Source organism: Variovorax sp. DXTD-1, assembly GCF_003984625.1.
GTDB lineage: Bacteria > Pseudomonadota > Gammaproteobacteria > Burkholderiales > Burkholderiaceae_C > Variovorax.
Genome location: NZ_RWKH01000001.1, coordinates 315,410 through 337,064, shown reverse-complemented (window position 1 = coordinate 337,064; position 21,655 = coordinate 315,410). Strand labels below are relative to the sequence as shown.

Here is a 21,655-nt window from a genome sequence, read left to right as displayed (position 1 = left end):
CAGCTTAACGCCGCTTCTTTGTTGCCTTGGCGGGCGCCTTGGGCGCAAACCCCAGCGAGGCGCGCGCGAGCGTGTCGGCCTCTTGGTTGCGGTGCCGCGGCACCCACCGAAGGCTCGCTTCTTCGAAGGAGCCGAGCAGCGCTCGGGCATCCTCGAACAAGCCGGCCATGCGCGCGATCGGCCTGGCGCCGGGCCCGCCAAGCTGCTCGACGAGGATGCTGTTGTCGGTATAGGCCAGCACCGCGGTCGCGCCCCTGGCCTTCAGTTCTTCGAGCGCGAGGGTCAGGGCCCTCAGCTCGGCTTCGTTGTTGCAGCCGGTGGCGTGGCTGGCCAGCGACAGCGTGTGACGGACGCCGTCGGGGTCGGTGATCACCGCGCCGGCGCCCATGCGGCCGGGGTTCGGCATGGCGCTGCCGTCGCAGTACACGGTCCACGGGCGAAGTTGCATCGGCTGCGTCGGCTCAGCAGTTGCTGCGCTTGATGCCCGCCAGGTTCTGGCACGGCCGCTGGCCCGGTGGCGGCCCCGGGTCCTGCGGGCGCGGGGGCCGCGGGCGGATGACGGGGCGGCCCCCGTCGTAGTACGGATCGGGCCCCCAGCTGTAGACGGGCGGCGGCTCGGGCGCCACGCGCGGCTCTTCGACGTTGCGCGGAATGATGGCGGGGCCCTGCGGCACATTGCTGACGGGGGGCTGCGGCAACGCCGCGCTCGGCGACGGCGTGTAGGCCGGGCGGCGCGCTTCTTCCGAGGAGGAAGCAGGCGGCACCACCGACAGCGGCTCGGAAATGGGCACCTGGCGCGAGAGCTTACTCCCGGGCGGGCACTGGCCGTCGGTGTAGACGATGCGGCCGCTGGCGTCGGTGCAGCGAATCACGTCCGCCGCATGCGCCGCCATGCCCATGGCCGCGGCAGCAAAGACCGAAATGAAAAGAACCGTTGTGCGCATCATGCGACCCTCGTTGTTCACTGCCGAAGTCTTGCAGCGTTTCCCCTTGGCCGCATTCTGGCCCGAACTCGGGACTTGCGGCAGCACCCGCGCGGCCTTCAAGCCAAGACGCGCAGGCGCGCCGGGCCCTGCTCCATGCGGCCGACCACCGCGGCATGCGAGAAGCCTTCCTCGCGAAAGACCTGCAGCACCGCTTCGGCCGACTCGGCAGCGCAGCTCACGAGCAGACCGCCCGAGGTCTGCGGGTCGCTCAGCAGTGCCTGGGCAGCGGCGGGGAGGCCGTCCGCAAGCTCGATGTCCGCGCCGTAGCCGGCCCAGTTGCGGCCGGAGGCACCGGTCACGAAACCATCCGCCGCCATGGCGGCCACGCCGTCCAGCAGCGGCACGCGGGGCCAGTCGATGGTGGCCGTGAGCTTGGCGCCGCGTGCGAGCTCCAGCGCATGGCCGGCCAGCCCGAAGCCCGTGACGTCGGTGAGCGCATGCACACCCGGCATCGTCGCCAGCGTAATGCCCGGCGTGTTCAGCCGCGTGGTGTTCTCGATGAGCTGCCGGTAACCCGCGAGCGACAGCTTTTCTTTCTTGAGCGCAGCCGAAAGCACGCCCACGCCGAGCGGCTTGCCCAGCACCAGCACGTCGCCCGCACGCGCCTCGGCGTTGCGCTTGACGTGGGCCGGGTCGACCAGGCCCATCACCACGAGCCCGTAGATCGGCTCGACCGAATCGATGGTGTGGCCCCCCGCAATCGGAATGCCGGCCGCGCGGCACACGTCCTGCCCGCCGCGCACGATGTCGCCGATGACTTCCACCGGCAGCTGGTTGACCGGCATAGCCACCAGTGCCAGCGCCATGATCGGCTTGCCGCCCATCGCGTAGACGTCGCTGATGGCGTTGGTGGCCGCAATGCGGCCGAACTCGTACGGGTCATCCACGATGGGCATGAAGAAGTCGGTGGTCGCGATCAGCGCCTGCTTGTCGTTCAGTCGGTATACGGCCGCATCGTCGGCGGTTTCGATGCCTACCATCAGCTCCGGCGGAATGAGGCCGCCGCCGCTGTTCTTCAGAATTTCCGACAGCACGCCAGGCGCGATCTTGCAGCCGCATCCCCCGCCGTGCGAAAAGCTGGTGAGCCGCAGCGGAGCCAGCGGGTTGAGGGGTGAAATCGTCGGCGTGTCGGTCATGGCGCAATCCGTATCAGGGCAGTCGCCCATTATCGAAGCCGCGCGCAAACGGCGCCCGGACACGGGTTTCTACAATCGAAGGTTGTCCCTTCTTCCTTGCGCCATGCCGCGCCACGCCATGAAACCCATCCTTCGCATCGCCCTTGCACTCTCGCTGTCCGCCTTCGCCCTGGGTGCCTTCGCACAAGGCAAGGTGCTGCGCGTCTCAGCCATTCCCGACGAGGCGCCCACCGAACTGCAGCGCAAGTTCACGCCGCTGGGCGACTACCTGAAGAAGGAGACCGGCATGGAGGTGCAGTTCACGCCCGTGACCGACTACGCCGCGGTGGTCGAAGGCCTGGCCACGAACAAGATCGACCTGGCGTGGCTCGGCGGCTTCACCTTCGTGCAGGCCCGCCTTCGCACGAACGGCGGCGCGGTACCGATCGTGCAGCGCGCGGAGGACGAGGTGTTCACCAGCAAGTTCATCGTGCCGGTCGAAAGCACCGCCAAGACGCTGGCCGACCTGAAGGGCAAGACCTTCGCGTTCGGTGCGCCCTCCTCCACCTCGGGCAGCCTGATGCCGCGCTACTTCCTCATGCAAGCGGGCATCGATCCTGAAAAGGACTTCAAGACGGTGGCTTTTTCCGGTGCGCACGATGCCACAGTGGCCTTCGTGGCCGCCTCGCGCGCCGAAGCTGGCGTGCTGAACGCGTCGGTGTGGGAGAAGCTGGTCGAAAGCAAGAACCCGAACGCCGCCAAGGTGCGCGTGCTGGCCACCACGCCCACCTACTACGACTACAACTGGACCGTGCGCCCCGGCCTCGACCCGGCGCTGACGAAGAAGCTCACCGAGGCCTTCCTGAAGCTGGACCCGGCCAATCCCGCCATGAAGGACATCATGAACCTGCAGCGCGCGAGCAAGTTCGTCGCCACCAAGTCGTCGAACTACGACGGCATCGAGGCTGCCGCCAAGTCGGCCGGCCTGGTCAAGTGATGTCGTTGCGGCGCGCCAGCGGAGCCGTCGCGTGAGTTTCTCGCTCGACCGGGTCGGGCTGGTTCACCCGAACGGCCATCGCGCGCTGCAAGGCGTGTCGCTCGCGGCGCGCAGCGGCGAGCGGGTGGCCGTCATCGGGCCTTCCGGCGCGGGCAAGACCACGCTGCTGCGCGTGCTCGGCGCCGCGCTGCGGCCCGGCGAAGGCACGGTGCAACTGCTCGGTGAATCGCCGTGGAGCCTGGCTGCGCCCGCATTGCGCACGCTGCGCTCCCGCATCGGCACCGTGCACCAGAGCCCGCCGATTGCGCCGCGCCTGCGCGTGGTCACCGCCGTGCTCTCGGGACGGCTGGGGCAATGGAGCGCGATGCGCGCTCTGGCTTCGCTGCTGCGCCCTTCGGATCTTGCGGGCGCGCACGAGGTGCTGGCGCGCCTCTCGCTCGAAGACCGGCTGTTCGACCGCTGCGACCGCCTCTCCGGCGGCCAGCTGCAGCGCGTGGGCATTGCGCGCGTGCTCTACCAGCGGCCCGCGCTGCTGCTGGCCGACGAACCGGTGTCCGCGCTCGACCCGACGCTGGCCGATACCGCGCTGCAGCAGCTGGTGGCGCAAAGCGAATCGACCGGCGCCACGCTTGTGGCCTCGCTGCATGCGGTCGACCTGGCGCTGCGCTGGTTTCCTCGCATCGTCGGCATGCGCGGTGGGCAAGTGGTGTTCGACGAGCCAGTCGGCAATGTGACCGAATCGATGCTCGCGGCGCTCTATGCAAGCGAAGGCGGGTTGCCGGTGCAGGCACCGGAACGCCCTCTTGGCATCGCATCGGGTCCCTTCGCTTCAAGCGCCGTCAACTCCATCGAACGCCCGGATTGCCTGTGAGCACCGTGCAGCAGCCATCGCCGCCACGCACAGCGCCCGCGCTGCGCGACCCGCTAGCGCGCCGCCGCGTCGTGTGGCTGCTGGCCGCGCTCGTCATCGCATGGCCGATGCTGCAGCTGTCGGGCTTTGCGCCGTCGGCCCTGTTCGCGCCCGGCAACCTGCAGGTAATAGGCGGTTTCCTGGCCGGCTTTCTGCCGCCCGAAACCGCACCGGATTTTCTGGCGATGCTGGGCAAGGCCACGCTGGAGACGCTGGCCATGGCCACGGCGGGCACGGCGCTGGCATTCGTCATCGGCGCGCCGCTGGCTTTCGTGACCACGCGCGCGCTTTCGGTGTCGCGCATCGGCCCCGGCCCGGGCCGTGCGAAGGCCGGCATGGTGCGGCAAGCCGGGCGCTCGGTGCTGATGGTGCTGCGCGCCGTGCCCGAGATCGTCTGGGCGCTGGTCTTCGTGCGTGCGCTCGGCTTGGGCCCGGCGGCGGGCGTGCTGGCGCTGGCCATCACCTATGGCGGCATGCTCGGCAAGGTGTATGCCGAGGTGCTCGAATCGACCGACACACGCCCCGCCCGCGCGTTGCTGGAAAGCGGCAGCGGGCGCTTTGCCGCACTGGTGTACGGCCTGTTGCCCAACTCCGCGCAGGAGCTCATCTCGTACACGGTGTACCGCTGGGAATGTGCCGTCAGGGCCTCGGTGGTGATGGGCTTCGTGGGCGCGGGCGGCCTGGGCCAGCTCATGGACCAGTCGATGAAGATGCTCAACGGCGGCGAGGCCAGCAGCATCCTGCTGGTGTTCCTGGTGCTGGTGCTGCTCGCCGATGCGCTGAGCAATGCGTTGCGGCGGTTGCTCGCATGAACGGGCGCGTCGACTTGGCCAGGCCGCCCCGCTGCATCCGCTGCTGGGTGGCATCGGCATTGGTTCTGGCGGCCGTGGTGGCCAGCTTTGCGTATCTGGCCATCGACTACCGCGCGCTGTTCACGGCGGAATCGATCGGCTTCATGGGCAAGTTCATCGCCGAGTTTTTTCCGCCCGATTTTTCGAGCGCCTTCCTTTCCAAGACGGCGTGGGGCGCGCTTCAGACGCTGGCCGTTTCGGCGCTGGGCACGCTGCTGGCCGCCGCGGGAGCCGCCGCGCTGGCATTGCCGGCCTCGGGCAGGTCGGGCCTCCTGGTGCGGCAGGGCTGCCGTTTTGTCCTCAACTTTCTGCGCAGCGTGCCTGAACTGGTGTGGGCCGCGCTCATGGTGCTGGCCGCGGGCATCGGCCCGTTTGCCGGAGCCTTGGCGCTCGCGCTGCATACCACCGGCGTGCTGGGCCGCCTGTTCGCCGAAAGCCTGGAGAACGCGCCGCGCGAACCCGAGCAGGCACTGGTTCTCAGTGGTACCGGCGCGGCAGCGGCCTTTGCCTACGGCAGCCTTCCGCTCGTGCTGCCGCAATGGGTGGCCTATGCGCTGTATCGTTGGGAAATGAACATCCGGATGGCCGCGGTGCTGGGTTTTGTCGGCGGCGGCGGCCTGGGCCAGCTTCTCTACTTTCACTTGTCGATCTTTCAACAGCAGCAGGCCATGACCGTATTGATTGCAATGTTCGTCCTGGTGGCCCTTGTCGACCTGGCAAGCGGCCGGCTGCGGCGCAACCTGGGGCACGCCCATGCGTGACCAAGACAACCCGCGCCACCAGCCCACGCGCGTGGCCGACCTGCCCCGGTTCGACACCGTCATCGACGCGCGCTCGCCCTCCGAGTTTGCGCTCGACCATATTCCCGGCGCCATCAACTGCCCGGTGCTCGACGACGAAGAGCGCCGCATCGTCGGCACCATCTACAAGCAGACCGGCGCGTTCGAAGCGCGGCGCGTGGGCGGCGCCATGGTGGCCGCCAACCTCGCGCGGCACCTGCGCGAACGCTTCAGCGAGCAGCCCGCCAACTGGCGGCCGCTCGTGTATTGCTGGCGCGGTGGGCTTCGCAGCGGTTCGATGGTGACCTGGCTGCGCCTGGTCGGCTGGGACGCGCAGCAGCTTGCCGGCGGCTACAAGAGCTTTCGCCACCATGTGCTGGCGCAGATCGAGGCCACGGTGCCCAAGCTGCGGCTCAAGGTGATCTGCGGTGCCACGGGCAGCGCCAAGACGCGCGTGCTGCAGGCGCTGGCCGCGCGCGGCGAACAGGTGCTCGACCTCGAACACTACGCCAGCCACAAGGGCTCGCTGCTGGGCGCCCTGCCCGGCGTGCCGCAGCCGTCGCAAAAGCAGTTCGAAACCCGCATTGCCACCTGCTTCGGTGCGCTCGACCTCTCGCGCACGCTGTATGTGGAAGGTGAGAGCGCCCGCATCGGCCGGCTCTCGGTTCCCATTCCGCTGGTCGCGTACATGCGCGCCGCCGCATGCATCGAAATTCAGGCGGATGCGGCCGCGCGGCTCGACTACCTGCTGCGCGACTATGCCTACCTGGGCGACGACCGCGCGGCGCTCGCGGAACAGCTCGGCAGGCTGAAGGAAATGCAGGGCAAGGCGGTGGTGCAGCGCTGGCAGGAGTGGGCGATGGCGGGCGACCTGCCGCAGCTTTTTGCGGAACTGATGGCACTTCACTACGATCCGCACTACGAACGCTCGCAGGCGCGCCATTTCGAAAAGTGGCCGCTGCGCCAGCAGGTGGCGGCACCCGACCTGACGGACCAAGGCATCGAAGCCGTGGCGGACGCCATCCTGCGCTTGAACGCGGCCGGGTGACCGGCCGAAAAAAGAGAAGGCACGCTCCATGACACTCGAATGGCGCCATTCGCTCCAAGGCATCGACTGGGAAGAACTCTCGCGGCTCTACCAGGCCGCACCGCTCGGCAACAAGCAGCCCGACGGGCTGAAGCTCGTGTTCTCCAACAGCATGTTCAAGTGCTTCGTGTACGACAACGGCCGCATGGTCGGCGCCGGGCGTGCAGTGGCCGACGGGCTCGACTGCTCCTACATCTGCGACGTGGCGGTGCACCCCACGCATCAGGGCACGGGCCTTGGCAAGCAGCTCGTCTCTCGGCTCATGGATCTTTCGAAGGGCCACCGCAAGATCATTCTGTATGCGGTGGCCGGCAAGGAGCCCTTCTACGAAAAGTTCGGCTTCAGGCGCATGAAGACCGCCATGGCCGTTTTCGAGAACCAGGCGCAGGCCGCGGAGCGCGGGCTGATCGAGTGAAATGGAGCTCCCATGTGCAGAAGCATCAAGACCCTCTACAACTTCGAGCCTCCGGCCACCGAGCAGGAGATTCGCGCCGCGGCGCTGCAGTTCGTGCGCAAGCTCAGCGGCTTCAGCGTGCCTTCCAAGGCCAACCAGGAGGCCTTCGAGCGCGCGGTCGATGAAGTCGCTGCAACGGCCGCCCGCCTGATCGAGTCGCTGGTGACCACTGCCGAGCCGCGCGACCGCGCCATAGAGGCGGAGCGTGCCAAGGCCAGGTCGGCCGCGCGCTTCGGCACCTGAACGCAACAACAACCCTGGAGACTTTTCATGCCCGTTGAACTCTGGCTCGCCTTCGTGGCGGCATCGGCCGTGCTGCTGATCATTCCCGGCCCGACCATCCTCACGGTGATCAGCTATTCCATGTCGCACGGCCGGCGCGCCAATGTGCCGCTGGTGGCGGCTGTGGCGCTGGGCGATTCGACGGCGCTGGTGGTTTCGCTGCTCGGCCTGGGTGCGCTGCTGGCCGCTTCGGCGTTCTGGTTCACGGTGGTGAAGTGGGCGGGCGGCCTGTACCTGCTGTACCTGGGCATCAAGCTGCTGCGCGCGGGCATCACGTCGTCCGAAGTCGCGGCGCCTGCGGCACCCGATTCGCGCTGGCGGCTGTTCGCCAATACCTACCTGGTAACGGCGCTCAACCCCAAGGGCATCGTGTTCTTCGTGGCGTTCTTGCCGCAGTTCCTGAGCCCCGCGGCCGACATGACGCGCCAGCTGTGGGTGCTGGCGGTCACCTTCGTGGCCATGGCGGCGCTCAATGCCACGCTCTATGCCGTGTTTGCGGGATCGGCCCGCAAGCTGCTTTCGTCGCCGCGCGCGCAGCGGCGCTTCAACCTTGCGGGCGGTTCGCTGCTGAGCGCGGCGGGCGTGTGGGCGCTGCTCGCGCGCCGGCCCGCCTGAGGCGCGCTGCAGCCTGGATCAGCGATACGGGTTGTTCGGCCGGCGGTCGTACCGGTTGGGCACCCCGTCGCCATCGCGGTCGCGGTCATAGCGGTTGGGCACGCCGTCGCGGTCTCGGTCGCCGCCATGGTACTGGCCGCGCGGCGGGGGCGGACGGTCGTACGGTGCAACCACGCAGCCGGCCAGAATAGCCGATGCGGCAAGCAGAATGGCCAATGTCTTCTTCATGATTTTCTCCTTGGAGTTTTCAAACGCGGCCTGCCTCCGCAAGCCGTCGTCCGCATTGAAGGCCGCCTCCGTCTCGGCTGCGTATCCCGAATGACGCTCGGGCGTGAAGTTCGTTACCGGATGTGGAACCTTGCTGTGAACTTTGGCTGTAATTGCTGAGCAAGGGAGGCGGCGGCACGCCCGAGTCGAAGTAGGTGCAGTTCCCGTGGGCGCATCGCCGAGAATGGCGCGGCTTGGCCACCGATTTGCCCTCCTCCAGTTCACGCCCTCCATGCATCGCCCGTCATTTACCGCCAGCCATCTTGTCGCCGCGTTGATCGTGGCGGCCTGCGCGCAGCCGGCGCTTGCGCTTGCCGCCGGCGTCGTGAGCTTCGACGAGGTGAAGCGCGAGTTCCGTTCTTCCGACACCGCGGTGCTCGACCGCAGCGGCGAGCTGCTGCAGCGCGTGCGCACCGATGCCACGGTGCGGCGCGGCCAGTGGATTGCGCTGGCCGATGTGTCGCCGGCGCTGCGCATGGCCATGGTGCTGAGCGAAGACAAGCGGTTCTACGAGCATAGCGGCATCGACTGGCGCGCGGTGTCGTCGGCCGCGTGGGCCAACCTGTGGAACACGCGCACGCGCGGCGCCTCGACCATCACGATGCAGCTGTCGGGCCTGCTCGACGAAGACCTGCGCCGCGCCAACAGCGGACGCACCTTCACGCAGAAGATCGGCCAGACCGTGGCGGCCACGCAGTTGGAGCGCAACTGGCGCAAGGACCAGATCCTGGAGGCCTACCTCAACACCGTGCCGTTCCGCGGCGAGATCGTGGGCATCGATGCGCTTTCGCGCACGCTGTTCGGCAAGGCGCCGAGCGGACTGGACGCGCGCGAGGCCGCGGTGGCCGCGGCGCTGGTGCGCGCGCCCAACGCCAAGCCGGCGCACGTGGCACAGCGCGCGTGCGAGGTCATGCGCGCGATGGAGCCGGGCCAGAAGATCGACTGCGATGCGCTCGACATGTTCACCAGCGCAGCCGTGCAGCGGCGGGCGTTCGATGCGAACGAAGGCATTGCGCCGCATGCGGCGCGGCGCGTGCTGAAGGAGTTGGCCGAAGCCGAAGCGACCGCAAAGTCCGCGGCGCCCGCGCGGCAAGCAGGCCCGAGGGAAACCGCCGTGCGCACCACCTTGCGCGCGCCGCTGCAGCGCTTTGCGCTCGACGCGCTGCAGCGCCACCTGAAAGAACTGCGCGGGCGCCATGTGGAAGACGGCGCGCTGGTGGTGCTCGACAACGCGAGCGGCGAAGTGCTCGCGTGGGTCGGCTCGTCGGGCCCGCTGAGCCAGGCGGCCGAGGTCGATGCGGTCACCGCGCTGCGCCAGCCGGGCTCCACGCTCAAGCCGCTGCTCTATGCGCAGGCCATTGCCGAGAGGCGGCTCACCGCGGCATCGCTGATCGACGATTCGTCGGCGCAGATCAACACGGCCAGCGGCCTCTACATTCCGCAGAACTACGACCGCCAGTTCAAGGGACCGGTGTCGGCGCGCACGGCGCTTGCCGCATCGCTCAACGTGCCGGCCGTGCGAACGCTGGTGATGGTGTCGCCCGAATCGTTCGCGCGGCAGTTGCGCGCGGCCGGGCTGCCGCTGCGCGAAAGTGGCGACTACTACGGCTACAGCCTCGCGCTCGGCAGCGCCGAGGTGTCGCTGCTGTCGCTCGCCAATGCCTATCGCATGCTGGCCAACGGCGGGCGCTACGGAACCACCACGCTCACGGTGCGCACGGCCGCGCCGCCGCCGGCCTCATCCGCCAAGGCCAAGGCTGGGGACAACGCATCCGCTGTCGCACCCATGCTCGACCCGGCCGCGGCCTTCATCGTCGGCGACATCCTGTCCGACGCGAACGCACGCACGCGCACCTTCGGGCTCGACAGCATTCTTTCCACGCGCTTCTGGACCGCGGTGAAAACCGGCACCAGCAAGGACATGCGCGACAACTGGGCCGTGGGCTGGTCGCAGCGCTACACAGTCGGCGTGTGGGTGGGTAACGCGAGCGGCGCGTCGATGTGGGACGTGAGCGGCACCAGCGGCGCAGCCCCGGTATGGGCCGAGGTGATGCGCTTTTTGCACGCACGCGAGCCGAGCCGCGCGCCCAGGCCGCCCACCGGGCTGGTGGAGGCGCGCGTGGCTTTCGGGCCCGGCACCGACGGCAATCCGCTCGAAGCGGCACGCAGCGAATGGTTCCTGCAGGGCACGGAGCAACCGCTCTTTGCGCTCGACTCCGGCGCGGGCGCGCGGGCGGCAAACACCGCGGCGGCGCGCATCGTCGCGCCGGTCGACGGCACCATCATCGCGCTCGATCCGGACATTCCGCCCCTGCACCAGCGCGTGCGCTTCGAGTCCGAAGGCCGCGGCGTGCAATGGCGCATCGACGGCAAGCACTTTGCGCGCGGCAACAGCGCGCAATGGCTGCCCTGGCCGGGGCGCCACGTGATCGAACTCGTCGACGCGGCAGGCAAGGTGGTCGACCAGCGCAGGATCGAAGTGCGCGGCGCGGGCGTGGTTGCGAAGAACGCCCGCCGATGAGCGGGAGCGATCGGCCCGGTGGCAGTGGCCGATCCCGCGAACAGCAACTCCCAATCCCCTGCTTGCAACTGCGGCATTGAAGCAGGCGGACAATTCATCCAATGATTCAATGAATAGGTCTTTCTAGTTCATATGCTTGCCCAAGCACCCCGAACCTCTCTTGCCGACAGCGCGGCCAACAGCATTCGCGCCGAGATCTCGGCCGGGCGCTGGCCCGTTGGCTCGCGCATTCCCATCGAACCTCAGCTCGCCCTGCTTCTGGGCGTGAGCCGCGGCACCGTGCGCGAAGCCGTGAAAACGCTGGTCTCGCGCGGCTTGCTCGAAGTGCGCCAGGGCTCCGGCACCTATGTGCGCTCGGGGTTCGACCCGTCGGCCAACTTGCAGAAAATGCGTCGCGCGAGCCTGCGCGACCAGTTCGAGGTGCGCCGCGCGCTCGAGGTAGAAGCCGCCCGGCTTGCCGCCGTGCGCCACACCGCCAAGGACCTGCGCAACCTCAGGGCCCTGCTCGAGCGGCGCGGCTTGCCGGATGCAAGCGACGGCGGTGCAAGCTTCATCCAGCGCGACCTGGATTTTCACCTGGCCATCGTCGACGTTTCGGGCAACCTGGCGCTGGCTGAAACCTGCCGCTTCATTACCGGCTACATCAAGGACACCATCGCCAGCTCCATGGGCACCAGCCTGCCCGAACCCGACCAGGCGGCGCACGCGTCCATCGTCGAAGCCATTGCCAGCCGCGATCCCGACCGCGCCGCGGAAGCGGTTCGCGCATTCATGGCGCCCATGATCGACGCACTGTCGAAAGCCGAGCCATGAAGAGCATTCAATGAGCGCAGTGCCTTTTTCGACCAACCGCGCCGCCGGTGAACTGCTGATCGACGCCGAGGCCGACAGCATGCCCGCGCCGCACCCCACGCCGGCGCCGAGCCTGGCCCGCCGCATCCTGCTGGGTGCGAGCGTGGTGCTGATTGCATTCAACCTGCGGCCGGTGTTTGCCAGCCTCTCGGTGATGCTGCCCGAAATCATGGCAGCCACCGGCCTTTCTGCCACCGCCGCGAGCCTGCTGACCACCTTGCCGATCGTCTGCCTGGGCGTCTTCGCGCCGCTCGCGCCGGGCCTGGGCCGGCGCTTCGGCACCGAGCGCACCCTGCTCGGCTGCATGGTGCTCATCCTGGTGGGCACCGCGCTGCGCGGCACCGGCAACATCCCGCTGCTGTTCGTGGCCTCGGCCGTTGCGGGCAGCGGCATCGCGGTGTCGAACGTGCTGCTCTCGGGCCTGGTGAAGCGCGACTTCGCCGGACAGGCGGCGCTGATGATGGGCCTCTACACCATGGCGGTGTGTGGCGGCGCGGCCAGCGCCGCGGGGCTCACGGTGCCGCTCGAACACGCGCTGGGCGGCGGCTGGACCTCCGCGCTGGCCATGTGGGCGCTGCCGGCCCTGCTCGTCACGCTGATCTGGACGCCGCAGGCCCTGCCGCTGAAGCCGGTGGCAAGCGAATCGGGCTTTACCGTGCGCGGGCTCTGGCGCGACCGGCTGGCCTGGCAAGTCACGTTCTTCATGGGTTTGCAGTCGGCCCTCGCGTACATCGTGATGGGCTGGCTCGCGCCGATATTGCGCGAGCGCGGGTTGGGCGGCGAAACCGCCGGATACGCGGTGTCCCTCGCCGTGATGACGCAGGTGGTGACCTGCCTCGTCATTCCCGCGGTGGCGGTAAAGCTGCGCAACCAGCGCGGCCTTGCCGTGGGGCTGGCCCTGCTCACCCTGGCCGCCATGCTGGCGATGCTGTTCGCGCCGCTCTCCGGCGTGTGGTTCTGGGCCGTGCTGCTGGGCATTGCGCAAGGCGGCACCTTTGCCCTCGCGCTCACGTTCATGGTGCTGCGCTCGCCCGATTCGCACGTGGCGGCGCACCTCTCGGGCATGGCGCAGGGCGTGGGCTACATGGTGGCCGCGTGCGGCCCGCTGCTTGCCGGCCTGCTGCATGGCTGGACCGGGAGCTTCCGCGCATCGTCGTGGCTCTTCATCGGGTTGGGCATTGCGCTGGTGATTGCGGGCCTCGGCGCGGGGCGCACGATGCATGTGGGCGCGGTGACGGTTCCCCGGCGCTGAGGCCGGCGCACCGCACCGCTTCCGCAGAATGATTCGGAGGCTACTGCGGCCCGCCGCAGAAGCTCACCCTCTCGGTGGTCTTGGCGGTGAAGTGAAGACGCGTGGTGGTGGTGCCGCTGGCGGGTGTGTTTGCGGGCCATTCGCTCTGCAGCCATGTGTATTGCCAGCTGTAGGGTCCGCCTGGCTTGCCGGGTTCTTCGTAGGCGATGCGAAGGCTGCCGTTGCTCTCGTCGTGGCAGTGCTTCGAACTCTTGTATTCCTTTTCGCTGAAGCAGGCGCGGATCATCTTCGAGCAGGAAAAAGGAATGCCTTCGTGCACGGCCCGGGTGTCGTCGAGCGGCACGAAATCGGCCTTGCTGAACGAGGCGCCGCCGCCCGAGTACATCTCGGACACGGTCTGCAGCACAGCCATCGCCCATTGCCCTTCGGCCACTGGATAGAGTGCCGGCCCAAGCGAAAGGCGCGTGTCGGACATGCCCGTTGCGGCGTCTTTCTTCATGCCGGCCACATAGGCGCTGAAGTCATGCAGTCGCTCGAGCTGCCAGGTCTTCGCAACCTTGTCGCGCGTGATGCGCGCCATGGCCAGCGGCTCGGCCGAGAGCACTGCAAAGCTGTTTGCCCCGGCGCCGCGCAGCCGGTACAAGCCCAGCGCATGCGGGTCGCAAGGCTGCGGCAGCAAAGCGCACAGGCGCGCGCGCCAATCCGGATCGACCGAATGCGGCTTCTTGACGGCATCGAGCACCTGCGCCGTCGGGGCGGCGAACACATGGCCGGCCGATGCGGCAAGCACCATGGCGGCAGTGCACAAAGCAGGCAGCTTGTTCATGCCGGGATGGTAGCCAGAGGATTCGAAAGATGCTGCTACCAAATGCGCCGACATGCCAATGTTGTAGCCTTCGCGTGGTGGCCGCCCGGCCTCGACAACGGAGCGACGAATGGCTGACAAGATCCTGGTGTTCTACGGTTCCTACAGGTCGGACCGCATGGGCATTCGCCTGGCCGACTACCTGGTGGCAGGCCTCGGCGCGCGAGGCGCCGATGCCGAGCTGATCGACGCGCAGGCGGTGGGCCTGCCCATGCTCGACCGCATGTACAAGGAGTACCCCAGGGGCACGGCGCCCGCACCGATGGAAGCGCTGGCGCAGAAGATCCGCGGCGCGGACGCCTTCGTCTTCGTGACGGGCGAATACAACTGGGGCCCGCAACCAGGCCTGAAGAACCTCACCGACCACTTTCTCGAAGAATGGTTCTGGCGGCCTGCTGCCGTTGCCAGCTATTCGGCGGGCCGGTTCTCGGGCGTGCGCTCGGGCACCGTGTGGCATTCGATCCTCTCGGAGATGGGCATGGTCGTCGTCTCGAGCACGCTCGCCGTCGGGCCGATTTCGCAAACGCTGGATGCTGACGGCAAGCCCACGGGCAGCGCGGGCGAATCTCTCCAGCGCTCGTTCGGCCGCTTTGCCGACGACCTGGCCTGGTGGACCGAAGCCGCGCGCGAGCAGCGGGCGCGCAAGGCGCCGCCTTACTGAGAAGCCGAGTCTGACAAGCCGCTTCGCGCCGCTCAGCCCTTGCCCAGCGAAGGACGGCCGAACAGGCTCGACGCGTTGCTGATCGGCCCGAGCTCGGCCGTTGCGGCCAGCAGCGCCGGCGCCAGCTCGTGCATGCGCTCGCTGCCGAGGCGCGTGCGCGGCCCGGCAATGCTGATGACGCCGATCACCTCCTTGCGGCGGAACACGGGCGCGGCCATGGCGGCCATGCCGGGCGCGAAGACCTCATCGATCATCGCGTAGCCGCGCACCCGCGCCGCATGCAGAAAACCCAGCAGCGCGCGAATGGTGGTCGGCGCCTTCGGACCGTATTCCGCCGGTGTGCCGAACCCCTGGCGCGAGACGAGCTCCAGTGCGCGTTCGTCGCTCAGCGCCATCAGCCACGCGTGGCCGGACGACGTGCACGAAAGGCGCGCATCCATGCCCATGTCGGGGTCGTAGCGCAGCCCCGCTTGCCGCGTGCCCTGCGACTTGGCAACCCAGGTGAGGCGGTCTTCGTCCACGATAGAAAGACGCACCAATTCACCCGATGCCTGCGCGAGCCGCTCCAGCAGCGGCTCGGCAATGTTCACGATGCCGGCGCCGCTCAGGAAGCCGAGGCCCAGCGACACCACCTTGGTCGTCAGCACGTAGTCGCCCTGCTTGCACGTCTGGCGAACGTAGCCGCAGCGCTGCAGGTCGGCCAGCAAGCGGTGGCAGGCGCCGAGCGGAATGTCGAGCTCCGACGCGAGCAGCGTGAGCGGCAAGCCCTGCGGATGCCGTGCAAGGTGCTCCACCATGGAGAGGCCGCGGTCGAGTGAGATGCTCATATCCTGCATTATGAAAGTAGTTTCCAGTTTGGAAAGTCTTTCGTGGCCGCGCCGAAGAATCGGCCGCATGAGTTCCATCGTCTACATCCTCAACGGCCCCAACCTCAACCTGCTGGGGGTGCGCGAGCCGCACCTGTATGGCAGCGCCACGCTGGCGCAGGTGGAGCAGCTGTGCCGCCGCGTCACCGGCGAGCTGGGCCTTGACTGCGAGTTTCGCCAGACCAACCACGAAGGCGTGATGGTGGACTGGGTGCAAGAAGCCCGCGAGCGCGCCGCGGCCGTCGCCATCAACCCCGCGGGGCTGTCGTTCCGATCGATACCGCTGCTCGACGCACTCAAGACGCTGGATCAACCCATCGCGGAAGTCCACATCACCAACATCCACCGCCGCGACGCGCTCTATCAGCATTCGCTGGTCTCGCTGGCTGCCACGGGCGTGATCTGCGGCTTTGGCCCGTTCGGCTATGAGCTGGCGATCCGGGCGCTGGCGCAGCGGCTCGCAGCCGCAACTGCGCCGGCAGCCTGAATTTCAGCGTTCATCATCACAACACGACAGGAGACCACCATGACCTTTTCCATCGATCGCCGCACGCTGCTGGGCGCCGGGGCCGCGCTGGCCGCCGGCGCCGTCTTGCCGGCCGGCGCCCAGGCACAGCCCACGCTGCGGTTTGCCGCGGTGTTTTCGGACAAGGACATCCGCGCCGACATGATGAAGATGTTCGCCAAGGACATCGAGGCCGACTACAAGGTCGAGCTGTTCCTGAACTCCACGCTGTTCCGCCAGGGCACCGAGCTCGTCGCGCTGCAGCGCGACAACCTGGAGATGGGCAACATCGCGCCGCAGGATATTTCCAAGCAGGTGCCGGCCTGGTCGCTGCTCACCTCGGCCTACCTGTTCCGCGACCCCGATCACCTCGGCAAGTTCTTCGCGAGCGACCTGGGTGCGCAGATGAAGAAGATGGTGGAAGACCAGCTGAAGGTGAAGATCCTCGGGCCGACCTTCTTCGGCACGCGCCACGTGGGCCTGAAGACGAAGAAGCGCATCAGCACGCCCGCCGACCTGGCCGGCGTGAAGCTGCGGATGCCGCCCGGCGACACCTGGCAGATGCTGGGCCGCTCGCTCGGCGCCAATCCCACGCCCATGGCCTACGCAGAGACCTACACCGGCCTGCAGACGGGCGCCATCGACGGGCAGGACAACCCGCTGCCCAATGTTCAGAACATGAAGTTCAATGAGGTGATGTCGCAGATCGTGCTGACCTCGCACCTGGTGGCCTTCGACCTGCTCACGGTGAACATGAAGACCTGGCAGGCCATGCCGCCCGCGAAGCAGCGCAGCTTCCAGGCTGCCGCTGACAAGGCCATTGCCTGGAGCACGGCCGAGCACCAGAAGCGCGAAGCCGAGCTGGCCGAGAGCTTCCGCAAGCAGGGCCTGGAGGTGTATGTGCCCAACATCAACGCCTTTCGCGACTACGCGCAGAAGGCCTACCTGGCTTCGGACGATGCGAAGAACTGGCCGCCCGGCATGCTCGACAAGATCAACGCCATGAAGTAACCCCAAAGCCATGTTCGACCGTGTGCTTTCGTTGCTGCACCGCTTCGCCGAAGCGGTAGCCGCACTGTTCCTGGGAGTGATCTTCGTCGCGTTCATCGTGCAGATCGCACTGCGCTACCTGTTCAGCTGGCCGGTGGGCTGGACGTCCGAGGTTTCGCTGGCGGCGTGGCTGTGGCTGGTGCTCTGGGGCGCGGCCTTCGTGCTGAAGGACTCCGACGAGATCCGCATGGACTTCGTCGCCGCGAATGCCGGCCCGCGCATGCGCCGTACCCTCGGCGCCATTGCCGCGCTGGGCCTGATCGTGCTGTTCGGCATGTCGCTGCCGGCCTCGTACGCCTACGTGAGCTTCATGAAGGTCGAGAAGAGCTCGTACCTGGGCATTCGCATGGACGTGATGTACGCCATCTACCTGGTCTTCGTCGTGGCGGTGATTGCCCGGAGCCTGCGCCAACTCGTTCGCGGCCCCGCGCCGCTGACGGACGAACCACCCTCTTCTTCCTCATCCGCATTGTGAATTTCACCAGTCCTTTTTCGCTGGCGCTCTACGTCATCGTGGCGCTCAGTCTCCTGGGCGTGCCCATCGGCCACGCAATGATCGGCGGCTCCGTTCTTTACCTGTACCTCAAGGGCATGGACATGGGCGCCGCGGCGGAACAGTTGCTCAACGGCACCTACTCCAGCTTTCTGATGCTGGCCATTCCTCTGTTCATCCTGGCGGCCACGATCATGAGCTCGGGCAGCATCCTGGACCGGCTGCTGCGCTTCTGCAACGCCATCGTGGGCCGCTTTCCGGGCGGCCTGGCGCAGGTGAACGTGCTGCAGAGCATCGTGTTCGCCACCATGTCGGGCTCGGCGCTGGCCGACGCGGCCGGCTCGGGCAAGCTGATGCAGGAGATGATGACCAAGGACGGCAAGTACACGCCGGGCTTTGCTGCCGCGCTGAGCGCCGTGTCGTCCGTGATCGGGCCCATCCTGCCGCCTTCCATTCCCCTGGTGCTGTATGCGCTGGTGTCCGGAACTTCGATCGGCTACCTGTTCATTGCCGGCGTGCTGCCGGGACTGCTTCTGGGCGTGGTGCAGATGGGCCTGATCTACGTGCTGGCGCGCCGCGGGCGTTTTCCGGTCGAGCCGAGGGTGCCGCTGCGCGAAATGCCCCGCATCACCCGCGAGGCGCTGCCGGCCCTCATGCTGCCCGTCATCCTGCTGGGCTGCCTTTACAGCGGCGTGACCACGCCCACCGAGGCGGCGGGCATTGCCGCCGCGTACGCGCTCCTCATTTCGGTGGGGCTTTATCGCAGCATGCGCTGGGCCGACCTGTACCAGTCGCTGCTCTCCAGTGCGCGAATGAGCATCTCCATCGGCATGCTCATCGCCGGGGCGATGGTGTTCAACTACGTCATCACGTCAGAGAACATTCCAGCGACGCTCAGCACCGCGATGAAGGGACTCGATCTGTCGCCGCTCGGCTTCCTGCTGCTGGTGAATGTTCTGCTGCTGGTGATGGGCGCGTTCCTCGAGGGCTCGACGATCATCCTGATCATGCTGCCGGTGCTGCTGCCGACCGCCACCGCGCTGGGCATCGACCCCGTGCACTTCGGCGTGATGGCGGTACTGAACATCATGATCGGGCTGGTGACGCCGCCTTACGGCCTGCTGCTGTTCATGATGGCCAAGATCGCGAATGTGCCGCTGATGGTGCTGATCCGCGAGACCTTTCCCTTTCTCATGGTAATGCTGGGCGCGCTGGCGCTGGTGACGGTGTGGCCGGACATGGTGCTGCTGCTGCCGAGGCTGGCGGGATATTCGGGTTGAGCGCAGCAGGCCAGCCCGCAAGAGCGGACCTGAGCTCGAACTCTTCCATCTCGCTCAACTCGAACACCAGCTTTTTGAACTCAGACTGGTAGCAAGGCAACATCAGCGCGGCCGTGAGCGCATAAACGTCCTTGCCGCTCTCTATATAGGCATTGCACCGCGCAATGCTTCTGAGAACTTCGAGCGCATGCGCGACTCGGCCATGTGCTTGCTCGTCGCGGATGGCAGGGTCTTTGGTTGTCGTGGGGGTCATCGCCAATCCTTGGGCGCATTCAATGGCGCTGCAAGGCAACTCTATTCACCAGAGAGCACAGCGGGGAGTAACAACATCGTCGTGAATCGGTCCGCTGCAGTGCGATCCTCACGGGGACCCGGCAGAACCCTCTGCGCGCACCGCACGCACCACCGACAGCACCGCGTCGACCACGGCATCCGGGTCTTCGAGCTGGATGTTGTGCCCTGAATTCGGCAGCACCCGGTGGGTGCTTCGGGATGACCAGGTCGCCTGGTCTTCATGCAGCTGCTTCCAGATGGCCTGGACCTGCGTGCCTTGCTCCGGCGTGATCTTCATTCCCCGGAGTTCGGCCGCTGTGTAGGGAGCCATGGCCGTGAGCACCACCAGCGGGCGGCTGCCCAGATCCCGAAAGTCCCGCGCCTCGGCAAGAGTACTGTCGGTCGAATCGCTCTCCGCGAGCTGCGTGGTCAGTGACTTTGGCGCGTAGGCCCATATGGTCTGTGCATCGCGTGCAGTCCGGTGTGGCGACCGGGGCAGAAGCACCGGCGCCGCCGCGCGCAGCACACCGGTCCACGCGAGCGCCACACCGACCCGCGACAACATGGAACGCGATTCGGTCATGAAGCCCGCCACCCGCTCGACCTGCTCCGGATGCGAGGGATCGACGAAGACAAGTCCCGCGACCTCCGGGCCGAAGTGCCTCGTGAAGCCCATGGCGTAAAGCGCCCCGATGGACTGGCCCACCAGCACGATGGGACCACGCTCGCCGGCTTTGGTCAGCGCCGCACGAAGGTCTTGCGCCACCTGCCTGGCGCTGTGGGGGGCGCTCGAGGAATCGCTCCACATCAGGCCCGCGCGGCTGTATGAGCAGGCGCGTGTGTGGGCGGCGATCTTCGGCTGCACGGCGGTCCAACTCAGCGAACCTTCGACGCTCAGCCCCGCCTCGAACACGACGGTGGGAGAGCCCGAGCCCCGGCAATCCAGCTGGATCTTCCGGCCGCCGATGTCGACCATTGTTCCGGGCGGAGGAAAGTCCCGTGCGGCCCGGTACTGGCCCAGGCGCTCGTAGGCAACGCCCGCCAGCACGAGCAACGCTGCGAATGCGGCGACTCCCAAAGCGATATGCATGGTTCGGCGTCTGGAGGTTTTCAATGGTGAGCCTCGGGCCGCTCTATTCTTCCGCAGAACTTCCGCAGAACTTTCGCAAATTTGGGCAAAAAATCGGCATGAAGCGGATACCGCTCGCAGGGGTGCGACGACATGCTGTACCACGCCGGCATAGTGCTTTACCGCGAAAGTACACCGCGGCGCTGAGCCCCAAGACGCGCGTTTTGCAGGATCAGGCAAGAACGCCGTTCGATTCGTCTAACGCCCGAGGCACCATCGGCGCGAGACTTGTCAGCATGCCGGCGCAGCGTTGCGCCATGGTTCACACAGACCAGCACGAGGAGTTTCTTATGAGCGCAATCCAGGAAAAAGTCGTCCTCATCACGGGCGCAAGCGGTGGCATTGGCGCAGCGGCTGCACGGCTCTTGGCACGGCGCGGTGCCAAGGTGGTGCTCGGCGCGCGCCGCACCCACCAGCTGGAAGCACTGGCCGAAGAAATCACGGCGGCCGGTGGAACGGCAAGCTTCCAGCGGCTCGACGTGACCTACCGGCCCGACGTGGAAGCGTTTGCCGAGTTCGCACTCGAGCAGCACGACCGCATCGACGTGCTGGTGAACGCCGCGGGCGTGATGCCGGTCTCGCCGCTGTGGACGCGCAAGATCGATGAATGGGAACTGATGATCGACGTGAACCTGCGCGGCGTGCTGCTGGGCATTGCGGCGGTGCTGCCGACCATGCAGGAACAGGGCTGGGGCCACATCGTGAACGTGGCGCCGGTGCCCGCGCACGGCGTGTCGCCCAACTCGGCGGTGTATTGCGGCACGCAGTACGCGGTGGACGCCATCTCCGAAGGGCTGCGGCAGGAGCATGCCGGGCGGGTGCGCGTGACGGTGGTGCGCCCCGACGTGAGCGAGGACCACAACACGCTGGCCGACCGCATCGCCGCCTGCTGCACGTTCGAGCGCATGGTCACGCGGCGGCGCATTGCGGTGCCGCCGGACGCCGTGGCCCGCTCGATTGCCGGCGCCATCGAAGGCGGCAGCATCTCGGCGCCCCGGCGCCAGGCATGGCGGCCGAAGCCGGCCGAGCACGCGGCGTTCTGAGGGGCCGCGTCTTCCGAACTTCCGAACGGCCGCGGGTCAGTAGGTCTTGTAGGGCAGGAATTTGCCCGACAGCACCACATTGACCCGGTCGCCCTTCGGATCGGCCTGGCGCTGGATGTCCATGCTGAAGTCGATGGCGCTCATGATGCCGTCGCCGAACTCTTCGTGGATCAGTTCCTTGATGGTGGTGCCATACACGCTCACCACCTCGTACCAGCGGTAGATCAGCGGATCGGTCGGCACGGGGGTAGGCAGCGAACCCTTGTAGGGCACGACCTTGAGCCACTTCTGCTCTTCCACGGTCAGGCCAAAGATCTTGCCGACGATCTTCGCCTGCTTGTCGTCGAGCGTCATCTGCCCCAGGCATGCGGCGGTGGTCCATTCCTTGGAGAGGCCCACTTTCCTGGCCACGTCGGCCCATTGAATGCCCTTGGACACCTTCACGGTGATGATCTTCTCTGTAACGTCGTTGCGGTTCATGCGGGTTTGCTCCTTGCAGCACTAGCAAGCAACACCCGTGCC

25 protein-coding genes are annotated in these 21,655 nt (G+C 67.3%); 17 read left to right on the top strand and 8 right to left on the bottom strand.

Annotated elements, in window-relative coordinates; translation table 11 throughout:
* Nucleotides 1-4 precede the first annotated feature (4 nt).
* The 3 genes from EJI00_RS01620 to selD form a co-directional block, all read right to left on the bottom strand.
* A complete protein-coding gene (locus EJI00_RS01620) occupies nt 5-448 on the bottom strand; it encodes a ribonuclease HI family protein (protein ID WP_126745714.1) in 444 nt (147 codons plus the stop codon).
* A gap of 13 nt (nt 449-461) precedes the next feature.
* Complete coding sequence (locus tag EJI00_RS01615) at nt 462-947, bottom strand: DUF4124 domain-containing protein (protein WP_126745713.1); 486 nt, start codon at nt 945-947, stop codon at nt 462-464.
* A gap of 95 nt (nt 948-1,042) precedes the next feature.
* A complete protein-coding gene (gene selD, locus EJI00_RS01610) occupies nt 1,043-2,122 on the bottom strand; it encodes a selenide, water dikinase SelD (RefSeq protein WP_126745712.1) in 1,080 nt (359 codons plus the stop codon).
* A 118-nt stretch (nt 2,123-2,240) separates the two neighbouring features.
* On the opposite strand from selD, the gene EJI00_RS01605 reads away from it, so the two are divergent.
* From EJI00_RS01605 to EJI00_RS01570, 8 genes are read left to right on the top strand one after another with little or no spacing between them, the layout of a single operon-like run.
* Nucleotides 2,241-3,098 (top strand): putative selenate ABC transporter substrate-binding protein, encoded by an 858-nt coding sequence (locus EJI00_RS01605; protein WP_185868033.1) that lies wholly within the window; start codon nt 2,241-2,243, stop codon nt 3,096-3,098.
* A gap of 31 nt (nt 3,099-3,129) precedes the next feature.
* A complete protein-coding gene (locus EJI00_RS01600) occupies nt 3,130-3,969 on the top strand; it encodes a phosphonate ABC transporter ATP-binding protein (protein WP_126745710.1) in 840 nt (279 codons plus the stop codon).
* The gene (locus EJI00_RS01595) at nt 3,966-4,820 is read left to right on the top strand and encodes a PhnE/PtxC family ABC transporter permease (RefSeq protein WP_260590415.1); all 855 of its coding nucleotides are present in this window, start codon (nt 3,966-3,968) and stop codon (nt 4,818-4,820) included. Before EJI00_RS01600 ends, EJI00_RS01595 begins: the two co-directional genes overlap by 4 nt.
* Nucleotides 4,817-5,620, top strand: a complete 804-nt coding sequence (gene phnE, locus EJI00_RS01590) for a phosphonate ABC transporter, permease protein PhnE (RefSeq protein ID WP_126745709.1) — start codon at nt 4,817-4,819, stop codon at nt 5,618-5,620. The genes EJI00_RS01595 and phnE overlap by 4 nt, the downstream gene beginning before the upstream one ends.
* Nucleotides 5,613-6,686 carry a tRNA 2-selenouridine(34) synthase MnmH gene (gene mnmH, locus EJI00_RS01585; RefSeq protein WP_126745708.1) on the top strand — a complete coding sequence of 358 codons (1,074 nt, stop codon included), beginning with the start codon at nt 5,613-5,615 and terminating at the stop codon, nt 6,684-6,686. Before phnE ends, mnmH begins: the two co-directional genes overlap by 8 nt.
* A 28-nt stretch (nt 6,687-6,714) precedes the next feature.
* Nucleotides 6,715-7,140 (top strand): GNAT family N-acetyltransferase, encoded by a 426-nt coding sequence (locus EJI00_RS01580; protein ID WP_126745707.1) that lies wholly within the window; start codon nt 6,715-6,717, stop codon nt 7,138-7,140.
* Between the two features lie 12 nt (nt 7,141-7,152).
* Nucleotides 7,153-7,422, top strand: coding sequence for a DUF2277 domain-containing protein (locus EJI00_RS01575; RefSeq protein ID WP_126745706.1), 270 nt, complete (start codon nt 7,153-7,155; stop codon nt 7,420-7,422).
* Nucleotides 7,423-7,449: 27 nt separating this feature from the next.
* Nucleotides 7,450-8,076, top strand: coding sequence for a LysE family translocator (locus EJI00_RS01570; protein WP_126745705.1), 627 nt, complete (start codon nt 7,450-7,452; stop codon nt 8,074-8,076).
* Nucleotides 8,077-8,094: 18 nt separating this feature from the next.
* Here EJI00_RS01570 and EJI00_RS01565 read toward each other — a convergent pair whose 3' ends face one another.
* Complete coding sequence (locus EJI00_RS01565; RefSeq protein ID WP_126745704.1) at nt 8,095-8,304, bottom strand: thrombospondin type 3 repeat-containing protein; 210 nt, start codon at nt 8,302-8,304, stop codon at nt 8,095-8,097.
* 271 nt (nt 8,305-8,575) lie between these two features.
* Here EJI00_RS01565 and pbpC point away from each other — a divergent pair, with 271 nt between their 5' ends.
* The 3 genes from pbpC to EJI00_RS01550 all read left to right on the top strand — a co-directional run bounded on the left by pbpC (nt 8,576) and on the right by EJI00_RS01550 (nt 12,968).
* On the top strand, nt 8,576-10,864 hold the full coding sequence (gene pbpC / locus EJI00_RS01560) for a penicillin-binding protein 1C (protein WP_126745703.1): 2,289 nt from the start codon (nt 8,576-8,578) through the stop codon (nt 10,862-10,864).
* A 132-nt stretch (nt 10,865-10,996) separates the two neighbouring features.
* The gene (locus EJI00_RS01555; protein WP_126745702.1) at nt 10,997-11,677 is read left to right on the top strand and encodes a FadR/GntR family transcriptional regulator; all 681 of its coding nucleotides are present in this window, start codon (nt 10,997-10,999) and stop codon (nt 11,675-11,677) included.
* Nucleotides 11,678-11,687: 10 nt separating this feature from the next.
* A complete protein-coding gene (locus EJI00_RS01550; protein ID WP_126745701.1) occupies nt 11,688-12,968 on the top strand; it encodes a CynX/NimT family MFS transporter in 1,281 nt (426 codons plus the stop codon).
* A gap of 40 nt (nt 12,969-13,008) precedes the next feature.
* Here EJI00_RS01550 and EJI00_RS01545 read toward each other — a convergent pair whose 3' ends face one another.
* Nucleotides 13,009-13,794 (bottom strand): hypothetical protein, encoded by a 786-nt coding sequence (locus tag EJI00_RS01545; RefSeq protein WP_126745700.1) that lies wholly within the window; start codon nt 13,792-13,794, stop codon nt 13,009-13,011.
* A 109-nt stretch (nt 13,795-13,903) separates the two neighbouring features.
* On the opposite strand from EJI00_RS01545, the gene EJI00_RS01540 reads away from it, so the two are divergent.
* Nucleotides 13,904-14,494: an NADPH-dependent FMN reductase gene (locus tag EJI00_RS01540; RefSeq protein WP_126745699.1), complete on the top strand. Its 591-nt coding sequence runs from the start codon at nt 13,904-13,906 to the stop codon at nt 14,492-14,494.
* Between the two features lie 32 nt (nt 14,495-14,526).
* Here EJI00_RS01540 and EJI00_RS01535 read toward each other — a convergent pair whose 3' ends face one another.
* Entirely contained in the window at nt 14,527-15,321 is a 795-nt protein-coding gene (locus tag EJI00_RS01535) for an IclR family transcriptional regulator (RefSeq protein ID WP_126745698.1), read from the bottom strand.
* A gap of 67 nt (nt 15,322-15,388) precedes the next feature.
* Between EJI00_RS01535 and EJI00_RS01530 the strand changes: the two genes are divergently transcribed.
* From EJI00_RS01530 to EJI00_RS01515, 4 genes are read left to right on the top strand one after another with little or no spacing between them, the layout of a single operon-like run.
* Entirely contained in the window at nt 15,389-15,847 is a 459-nt protein-coding gene (locus EJI00_RS01530) for a type II 3-dehydroquinate dehydratase (protein WP_126745697.1), read from the top strand.
* 39 nt (nt 15,848-15,886) lie between these two features.
* On the top strand, nt 15,887-16,876 hold the full coding sequence (dctP, locus tag EJI00_RS01525) for a TRAP transporter substrate-binding protein DctP (protein ID WP_126745696.1): 990 nt from the start codon (nt 15,887-15,889) through the stop codon (nt 16,874-16,876).
* 10 nt (nt 16,877-16,886) lie between these two features.
* Nucleotides 16,887-17,390 carry a TRAP transporter small permease gene (locus EJI00_RS01520; RefSeq protein WP_126745695.1) on the top strand — a complete coding sequence of 168 codons (504 nt, stop codon included), beginning with the start codon at nt 16,887-16,889 and terminating at the stop codon, nt 17,388-17,390.
* A complete protein-coding gene (locus tag EJI00_RS01515; RefSeq protein WP_126745694.1) occupies nt 17,387-18,688 on the top strand; it encodes a TRAP transporter large permease in 1,302 nt (433 codons plus the stop codon). Before EJI00_RS01520 ends, EJI00_RS01515 begins: the two co-directional genes overlap by 4 nt.
* 361 nt (nt 18,689-19,049) lie before the next feature.
* Here EJI00_RS01515 and EJI00_RS01505 read toward each other — a convergent pair whose 3' ends face one another.
* Entirely contained in the window at nt 19,050-20,051 is a 1,002-nt protein-coding gene (locus tag EJI00_RS01505; protein WP_126745693.1) for an alpha/beta fold hydrolase, read from the bottom strand.
* Nucleotides 20,052-20,380: 329 nt separating this feature from the next.
* Between EJI00_RS01505 and EJI00_RS01500 the strand changes: the two genes are divergently transcribed.
* Nucleotides 20,381-21,133: an SDR family oxidoreductase gene (locus EJI00_RS01500; RefSeq protein WP_126745692.1), complete on the top strand. Its 753-nt coding sequence runs from the start codon at nt 20,381-20,383 to the stop codon at nt 21,131-21,133.
* 36 nt (nt 21,134-21,169) lie between these two features.
* On the opposite strand, the gene cynS is transcribed toward EJI00_RS01500, so the two are convergent.
* Entirely contained in the window at nt 21,170-21,613 is a 444-nt protein-coding gene (cynS, locus tag EJI00_RS01495; protein WP_126745691.1) for a cyanase, read from the bottom strand.
* Between the last annotated feature and the right edge of the window lie 42 nt (nt 21,614-21,655).

Coding starts and splice junctions, on each gene's coding strand:
- dctP (WP_126745696.1), top strand. CDS start 15,887: ATGACCTTTTCCATCGATCGCCGCACGCTGCTGGGCGCCGGGGCCGCG.
- EJI00_RS01580 (WP_126745707.1), top strand. CDS start 6,715: ATGACACTCGAATGGCGCCATTCGCTCCAAGGCATCGACTGGGAAGAA.
- EJI00_RS01545 (WP_126745700.1), bottom strand. CDS start 13,794: ATGAACAAGCTGCCTGCTTTGTGCACTGCCGCCATGGTGCTTGCCGCA.
- EJI00_RS01565 (WP_126745704.1), bottom strand. CDS start 8,304: ATGAAGAAGACATTGGCCATTCTGCTTGCCGCATCGGCTATTCTGGCC.
- EJI00_RS01620 (WP_126745714.1), bottom strand. CDS start 448: ATGCAACTTCGCCCGTGGACCGTGTACTGCGACGGCAGCGCCATGCCG.
- EJI00_RS01575 (WP_126745706.1), top strand. CDS start 7,153: ATGTGCAGAAGCATCAAGACCCTCTACAACTTCGAGCCTCCGGCCACC.
- selD (WP_126745712.1), bottom strand. CDS start 2,122: ATGACCGACACGCCGACGATTTCACCCCTCAACCCGCTGGCTCCGCTG.
- EJI00_RS01535 (WP_126745698.1), bottom strand. CDS start 15,321: ATGAGCATCTCACTCGACCGCGGCCTCTCCATGGTGGAGCACCTTGCA.
- EJI00_RS01520 (WP_126745695.1), top strand. CDS start 16,887: ATGTTCGACCGTGTGCTTTCGTTGCTGCACCGCTTCGCCGAAGCGGTA.
- EJI00_RS01540 (WP_126745699.1), top strand. CDS start 13,904: ATGGCTGACAAGATCCTGGTGTTCTACGGTTCCTACAGGTCGGACCGC.
- EJI00_RS01550 (WP_126745701.1), top strand. CDS start 11,688: ATGAGCGCAGTGCCTTTTTCGACCAACCGCGCCGCCGGTGAACTGCTG.
- EJI00_RS01570 (WP_126745705.1), top strand. CDS start 7,450: ATGCCCGTTGAACTCTGGCTCGCCTTCGTGGCGGCATCGGCCGTGCTG.
- EJI00_RS01500 (WP_126745692.1), top strand. CDS start 20,381: ATGAGCGCAATCCAGGAAAAAGTCGTCCTCATCACGGGCGCAAGCGGT.
- EJI00_RS01605 (WP_185868033.1), top strand. CDS start 2,241: ATGAAACCCATCCTTCGCATCGCCCTTGCACTCTCGCTGTCCGCCTTC.
- EJI00_RS01530 (WP_126745697.1), top strand. CDS start 15,389: ATGAGTTCCATCGTCTACATCCTCAACGGCCCCAACCTCAACCTGCTG.
- cynS (WP_126745691.1), bottom strand. CDS start 21,613: ATGAACCGCAACGACGTTACAGAGAAGATCATCACCGTGAAGGTGTCC.
- pbpC (WP_126745703.1), top strand. CDS start 8,576: ATGCATCGCCCGTCATTTACCGCCAGCCATCTTGTCGCCGCGTTGATC.
- EJI00_RS01505 (WP_126745693.1), bottom strand. CDS start 20,051: ATGCATATCGCTTTGGGAGTCGCCGCATTCGCAGCGTTGCTCGTGCTG.
- phnE (WP_126745709.1), top strand. CDS start 4,817: ATGAACGGGCGCGTCGACTTGGCCAGGCCGCCCCGCTGCATCCGCTGC.
- mnmH (WP_126745708.1), top strand. CDS start 5,613: ATGCGTGACCAAGACAACCCGCGCCACCAGCCCACGCGCGTGGCCGAC.
- EJI00_RS01555 (WP_126745702.1), top strand. CDS start 10,997: ATGCTTGCCCAAGCACCCCGAACCTCTCTTGCCGACAGCGCGGCCAAC.
- EJI00_RS01615 (WP_126745713.1), bottom strand. CDS start 947: ATGATGCGCACAACGGTTCTTTTCATTTCGGTCTTTGCTGCCGCGGCC.